Origin of the sequence: Corynebacterium sp., from assembly GCF_030538285.1 — a bacterium.
In the GTDB taxonomy this organism is placed as follows: Bacteria; Actinomycetota; Actinomycetes; order Mycobacteriales; family Mycobacteriaceae; genus Corynebacterium.
Genome location: NZ_JAUNUG010000077.1, coordinates 1 through 6,532 on the forward strand (window position 1 = coordinate 1; position 6,532 = coordinate 6,532).

Annotated in this window: 7 protein-coding genes; all 7 read right to left on the minus strand. The window is 65.1% G+C overall.

The annotated features are described in order from the left end of the window. On the minus strand, positions 1–628 hold a 628-nt coding region (locus Q4G50_RS14200; RefSeq protein WP_303378306.1), incomplete at its 3' end, for a FoF1 ATP synthase subunit a. A 439-nt stretch (positions 629–1,067) separates the two neighbouring features. Further along, positions 1,068–1,502, minus strand: coding sequence for a hypothetical protein (locus tag Q4G50_RS14205; RefSeq protein WP_303378307.1), 435 nt, complete (start codon positions 1,500–1,502; stop codon positions 1,068–1,070). Between the two features lie 11 nt (positions 1,503–1,513). After that, entirely contained in the window at positions 1,514–2,689 is a 1,176-nt protein-coding gene (locus tag Q4G50_RS14210) for an MraY family glycosyltransferase (protein ID WP_303378308.1), read from the minus strand. A 1-nt stretch (position 2,690) separates the two neighbouring features. Continuing rightward, positions 2,691–3,350, minus strand: a complete 660-nt coding sequence (locus tag Q4G50_RS14215; protein ID WP_303378309.1) for an L-threonylcarbamoyladenylate synthase — start codon at positions 3,348–3,350, stop codon at positions 2,691–2,693. Positions 3,351–3,354: 4 nt separating this feature from the next. Next, on the minus strand, positions 3,355–4,176 hold the full coding sequence (prmC, locus tag Q4G50_RS14220; protein ID WP_303378310.1) for a peptide chain release factor N(5)-glutamine methyltransferase: 822 nt from the start codon (positions 4,174–4,176) through the stop codon (positions 3,355–3,357). 1 nt (position 4,177) lies between these two features. Next, a complete protein-coding gene (prfA, locus tag Q4G50_RS14225; protein WP_303378311.1) occupies positions 4,178–5,248 on the minus strand; it encodes a peptide chain release factor 1 in 1,071 nt (356 codons plus the stop codon). Further along, positions 5,248–6,532: transcription termination factor Rho (rho, locus tag Q4G50_RS14230; protein WP_303378312.1), on the minus strand; the 1,285-nt coding region annotated here is incomplete at its 5' end. The genes rho and prfA, both read right to left, overlap by 1 nt.

The following is a 6,532-nucleotide window of genomic DNA, read 5'->3' on the forward strand; positions in this document are numbered from 1 at the left end:
TCGTGGCGGAGTACAGCAGAACCAGAATGAGGTGTCCCGCAAGGAAGTTCGCCATAAGACGAAGTGCGAGAGTGACCGGCCGCATGATGAACGTCGAGAAGAACTCAATCGGCACCACCAGGAGGTGGAGAACCGGCGGAAGGTTAGGAATGACCACCGAAGACTTCATGAACTTGCCGAAGCCGTAACGCTTGGAGCCGGCGTAGATCATGGCGACATAACCAAACAGCGCGAGGACGATCGGGAAACCGATTCGCGCGTTCGGGGAGATGTTCAGACCCGGGATGATCGTCGGGATGTTGAACGCGAGGACGGCGAAGAAGATGGTGGCGATGACCGGCAGGAACCGGCGGCCTTCCTTCTTGCCCAGAATGTCCTCTGCGATGTGCACCCGAACGAAATCCAGTGCGAGTTCTGCGAAGTTCTGCAGGCCTGACGGAACCAGCTTGGGGCTCCGGAAGGCGACAAGGAAAAGGACCGCCAGAAGGATCGTCATAAGAATTCTGACGAGCATCAGTCGGTCCAGTGCGAACCACCCGTTTGCGACATCCGCAAACAGAATGTGGCCGTAGTATTGCCCCGGGAAAAATTCAGGATCCAGTTCGGGTGCGTGGAATTCGCCCCTCATGGCCAGTGTTGTAACGCTCAGCGTTCTCTCCCGTGTTCGGGCCGTATGTGGACATTGCAGTCCCACACGGTGCGATGGACGTCTGAAAAACTCTTTTCCGGCACCGCCTCGGACTCCGTCGCACATCAGCGAGGGCGGTGACAGGGGTGGACCTCGAACGTGCCGGGGTAACCCGCATGGAAGCTTATCAGGGTCCCCGCCGATTCTCGCGCAGCACCCCAATATGTTTGCTGACGTGGCGCGATACCTTCCGGGGAACGGGCACCCCCTACCGGCAAAATCGCCCGTATCGGCACTTTTGTGGACCTTTGTAAGCTCGATCACATGTGTTCCGGCCCTCCCCCGTCGGGGGTGATTTGCCAGGCGCGCTCCCCCCGAACCGGGAAAGCCTCCCCGAGGGGAGGCTGCTTATCGACGCCGCGCCCGGCACTGCCCCAGCTCAGTTGATGTAGGTGACACGTGCGGTGATAACGCCCCACACCTCGGTTGCCAGGACGATGACCAGTGCCAGCACCAGGGTGACCAGTAGTGCCATGCGGTCGTAGAACTGCATGTCCCGGATGATGGCCAGGACGATGATGAGCACCACGATCTTCAGCAGCCAGCTGCCGAGGACGACCGCGCCGGTGGTGGCGGGGTTCGTCGACGATGTGAAAAGCACGCTGAAGGCGGTCAAAAGGACGAAGCCACCACCGATGGCTGCCCCGATGAGCACGCCCCAGATGCCGGGCAGGTCGCGGGCCCAGCCCCAGGCGAGCAGGGAGATGACCGTGATCGCGGCCAGGGCGATGGTGCCGAAGCGGACAGCACGCAGGAGTGGGCGGCGCGGGTCGTCGTACTGGGAGCGTTCCGGGGTGGTGTCAGGTGTAGTCACGGTGTCGGATCCTACCGGCTGGGATCGGAGTGGAGTACCACTCGGGTCGGTCTCGCATGACGCCCCAGCTTGCCGGCCCGCAGCGGGACCAGCGTGATAAGGAAGGCGGCGATGAGCATGACCACGAAGAACGCCACGGCAATGCGCGCGGGCACCACCGAGAAGCTCACCGCCCCAAGGGTGACCACGCCCACCCACATGTAGAGCACCAGCACGGTGCGCCGGTGGGTGTGCCCCAACGAGAGCAGCCGGTGGTGGAGGTGGAGTTTATCGGCCGCGAAGGGCGATTGCCCTTTGCCCAGGCGGCGAAGCACGGCCAGGACAAGGTCCAGGACTGGAATGAACACCGCGGCGGCGACGACGATGATGGGACTCATCAGCGCCACGATGTCGGCGGTGCCATACAGCGACATGTTGATTTTGCCGGAGGCCGAGGTGGAGGCGGCGGCCAGCAGCAGGCCGATGAGCAGCGAGCCGGAGTCGCCCATGAAGATACGGGAGGGCTCGAAGTTGTGCGGCAGGAATCCCAGGCATACGCCCACCAGGCCAGCCGCCATGATTGCGGGCGGGTACGCGGAGACGGCCCCGCCCTGGTCGTGGAGGACGGTGAGGGAGAAGATGAGGATCGCCCCGCCGGCGATCATGCCCAGGCCGGCGGCCAGCCCGTCGAGGCCGTCGACGAAGTTGATGGCGTTCATGAGTGCCACGGTGAAGATGGTGGTGATGATGGTGGCCTGAATCTGATCGAGCACCACCGTGGTGCCTTCACCGAGGGGCAGGTAGAGCAGCGTCCACGACAGTCCGAGCACGCTCATGATGATCGCGGCGAGGATCTGGCCGATGAGTTTGGTGATGGCGTCCAGGTCGTAGAGGTCGTCGAGGATACCGACCAGCACGATGGCGAAGGCCGCCCAGATCACGGCGTTCATCTCCGGGGTGATCGGCATGAACCCCCTGGTCAGGGCCGGTAGCTGGTTGGCCAGGAAGACGGCGGCCAAGAAACCGGAGAACATCGCCACCCCGCCCAGGCGTGGGGTGGGCTGGGTGTGCACGTCGCGTTGGCGGACTTCGGCGACCTTGCCGGAGCGCACCATGATCGAGCGCACGATTCCGGTGGCCAGGTAGGTGATCGTCGCCGCGACGAGGATCACCAGTCCTAGTTCGCGCAGCGGGACGCCGGCGCCCATGTCAGGGGCGGGTCCGCAGCTGCTCGGCGGATACTCCGATGACCTCGCTGATGCGCTCAGCGCTCAGCGCGCCCTCGCGCAGGAGATAAGGGTTGGGTCCGGAAAGATCGATGATGGTCGAGGGCTTGCCCACGGGGGTTTCTCCCCCATCCAGGTACACCGACACGGCGTTGCCGAGTTGCTGCTTCGCTGCGATGGCGGTGGTGGGCGGCTCATGTCCGGAGATGTTGGCGGAGGACACGGCCATGGGCCCGACCTCACGGAGTAGCTCAATGGCCACCGGGTGCAGCGGCATGCGCAGCATGACGGTGCCACGGGTATCACCGAGGTTCCACGGCAGCGAGGGCGCCTGCGGGACGACGATGGACAGCCCGCCCGGCCAGAAGGCCTTGACCAGGGATTCCGTCAGTGGCGGGTACTCGCGCACCAGGCCGCGGATGGTGTCCCAGGAGCCGACCAGCACGGGCACCGGCATGTCGGGGCCGCGGCGTTTGGTGGCGAGAAGCGACGCCACTGCCTGGTTGTCGAAGGCATCACAGCCCAGGCCGTAGAGCGTGTCGGTGGGCAGCACGACCAGACGTCCGCTGCGCGCGGCGTCGACGGCGGCGGCGATGCCCTCCGCGCGGGAGGTCTCTTCGGCACAGGAGTAGATGCGGCTCATGGGCTTACACCTTACTCGCCGTGACAAACCGCGCCCGACCGGTCAGGTCACACAGCACGGCAATGTCACCGAAGCCACCGTGCGCGGCGAGGACATCCCGCACCGTCTGCGAGGTGGTGTCGTCGTGTTCCATGCCCACCTGCCCACCGGGACGTAGCAAGGCGTGGATGGTGGGCAGGAACGCAACGATGACGTCCATGCCGCTGTCACCTGCGAAAACTGCTTCCGGTGGATCGGCATAGACCTCGCGCTGCAGGTCCGGATCCGCGGGAACATAAGGCGGATTCGACAGCACCAGATCCACACTGCCGTGCCACGCGGCCAAAAGATCCGGGTCGGTGACATCACCTTGCACCATCCGCGCCGTCGAGCCAGCCGCGTTGCGGCGGGCATAGCTTAAGGCCGCATCGTGCTTCTCGACGCCCACCACCTCCGCTCCCGGCACCTCATGCGCGATGTAGAGCGCGAGCGCCCCGGAACCGGTACACAGATCGACGACGCGGGGGGCGGGGACGTCGATAAGCTGACGCACCCCCCAGTCGGCAAGGACCTCGGTCTCCGGGCGGGGGATGAATACCCCCGGCCCGACCGTAAGATCCAGCGCCCCGAAAGGCGCGACCCCGAGGATGTGCTGGAGGGGTTCGCGCTGCTCGCGGCGGGCGACCATCTCCCAGAAACCGTCCGGGATCTTGTCGCGGAACGCGACGTCGAGGGGACCGCACTTAAGGAGGTGGGCGGCGATGAGGCGGGCGTCGACAAGCGGGCTATCGACGCCGGCGGTGCGCAGGCGCTCCGCGGCGTCGATAAGTGCGGCGCGGAGCGTCATCCTATTCCGCCTCGAGACGCTCGGCGCGCTCCGCCGCCTTGAGGGCGGTGAACAGGTCGTCAAGGTTGCCGTCGAGGACGGAGTCGAGGTTGTTGGCCTTGAAACCGATGCGGTGATCGCTGATGCGGTTCTCCGGCCAGTTGTAGGTGCGGATGCGCTCGGAGCGGTCCATGGTGCGCACCTGGGCGGCACGGCCTTCGGCGGCCTCGGCGTCGGCCTTCTCGCGCTCCATCTGCTCCAGGCGGGCCTGCAGGACCTGCATGGCGCGCGCCTTGTTCTGGATCTGCGAGCGCTCCTTCTGACAGGTGACGATAAGCCCCGTCGGCAGGTGCGTGATGCGCACGGCGGAGTCCGTGGTGTTCACACCCTGGCCGCCCTTACCGGAGGCGCGGTAGACGTCGACGCGGATGTCCTTGTCATCGATGGTGATCTCCCCGGCGTCCTCGGTCTCCGGGAAGACCATGACACCGGCCGCGGAGGTCTGGATGCGGCCCTGCGACTCAGTCACGGGGATGCGCTGCACGCGGTGGACGCCACCCTCGAACTTGAATACGCTCCACGCGCCATCGCGGGAGGGGTTCTTCGCACGGATAGACAAGGTCATATCCTTGACTCCGCCCAGATCGGACTCGGAGAGACCGAGGACTTCCCAGGTGAAACCGTGCTTATCGGCGTAGCGCTCGTACATGCGCGCCAGGTCGCCAGCGAAGAGCGCAGCCTCCTCGCCGCCGGCACCGGCCTTGATCTCCAGAATGACGTCATCACTGTCGTGCTCATCGCGGGGCGCGAGCAGATCGGCCAGCTCCTCCTCCAACTCAACGGCGCGGGCCTGCAGGCGCTCGGCCTCGGCGGCGAACTCCTTGTCCTCCTGCGCCATCTCGCGGGCGTCCTCGAGGTCAGCACGCGTGCTCACCAGCTCATCGTTGACCTTGATGATCGGCTGCAGCTGCGAATAACGCTTCGAGAGCTTGCGGAACAACCCCTGGTCACCGGCGGTCTCCGGGTCCGCCATCTGGGCCTCAATGCCCTGGTACTCGGAGACGACATCGTCGACCGCGGAAACAGTAGCCACTAGGAGTAATCCTCCTCGTCCTTGTCTGCCGCCATCGGAGCGCTCGATGCGACCTGCATGAGGAACTCACCGTTGCTCTTGGTCTTCTTCAGCTGCTTGATCAGCAGATCGATGGCCTGCTGCGGATCCAGCGCGGAGAGAATGCGACGCAGCTTGTGCATGATGCGGGCCTCCTCCGGGGCGAGCAGCAGCTCGTCCTTGCGGGTGCCCGAGGGGTTGACGTCCACGGCCGGGAAGACGCGACGCTCGGAGATCTTGCGATCCAGCTTGAGCTCCGCGTTACCGGTGCCCTTGAACTCCTCGAAGATGACGGTGTCACCGGCGGAACCGGTCTCCACCATCGCGGTGGCGATGATCGTCAGCGAACCACCGTTCTCGATATTGCGGGCGGCACCCAGGAAACGCTTCGGCGGGTACAGCGCGTTGGAGTCCACACCACCGGACAGGATGCGTCCCGACGCCGGCGAGGAGTTGTTGTACGCACGACCCAGACGGGTGATCGAGTCGAGCAGGACGACAACATCCTTGCCCTGCTCCACCAGACGCTTCGCGCGCTCGATGGCCAGCTCCGCGACGGCGGTGTGCTCTGACGGCGGGCGGTCGAAGGTGGAGGCGATGACCTCACCCTTGACCGAGCGCTGCATGTCGGTGACTTCCTCGGGGCGCTCGTCGACAAGCACCACCATGAGGTAGCACTCCGGGTTGTTCGTCGAGATCGCGTTGGCGATGTTCTGCAGGATCGTCGTCTTACCGGCCTTCGGCGGGGAGACGATGAGCGCGCGCTGGCCCTTACCGATCGGCATGATGAGATCGATGACGCGGGTGGTCAGGATCTTTGCCTCGGTCTCCAGGCGCAGACGCTGGTTCGGGTACAGCGGGGTGAGCTTGGAGAACTCGGGGCGGTGACGCGCCTCATCGACACTCAAGCCATTCACCGTATCGACGCTGACCAGCTGATTCGCCTTCTGGCGGTTACGGCCCTGGCCGTGGTTCTGCGGGTTACCCATCTTCACCTTGCCGGTGACAGCATCGCCGGCACGCAGGCCGGAACGACGGATGAGCTGGTTGGGCACGAACACATCCGAACCACCCGCGTGGTAGCCGGTGGTACGCACGAAAGCGACATTGTTATCGACGATATCCAGGATGCCGGCGACATCCTGCAGATCCGCAGAGTCATGGCCCTGGTCCTGCTGCTGGCCGCCATCGTGCTGGTCCTGGCCGCGGCCGCGACGGTTGCGACGCCCGCGGCGCCCACGACGACCCTCGCCGTCGTTGTTGTCA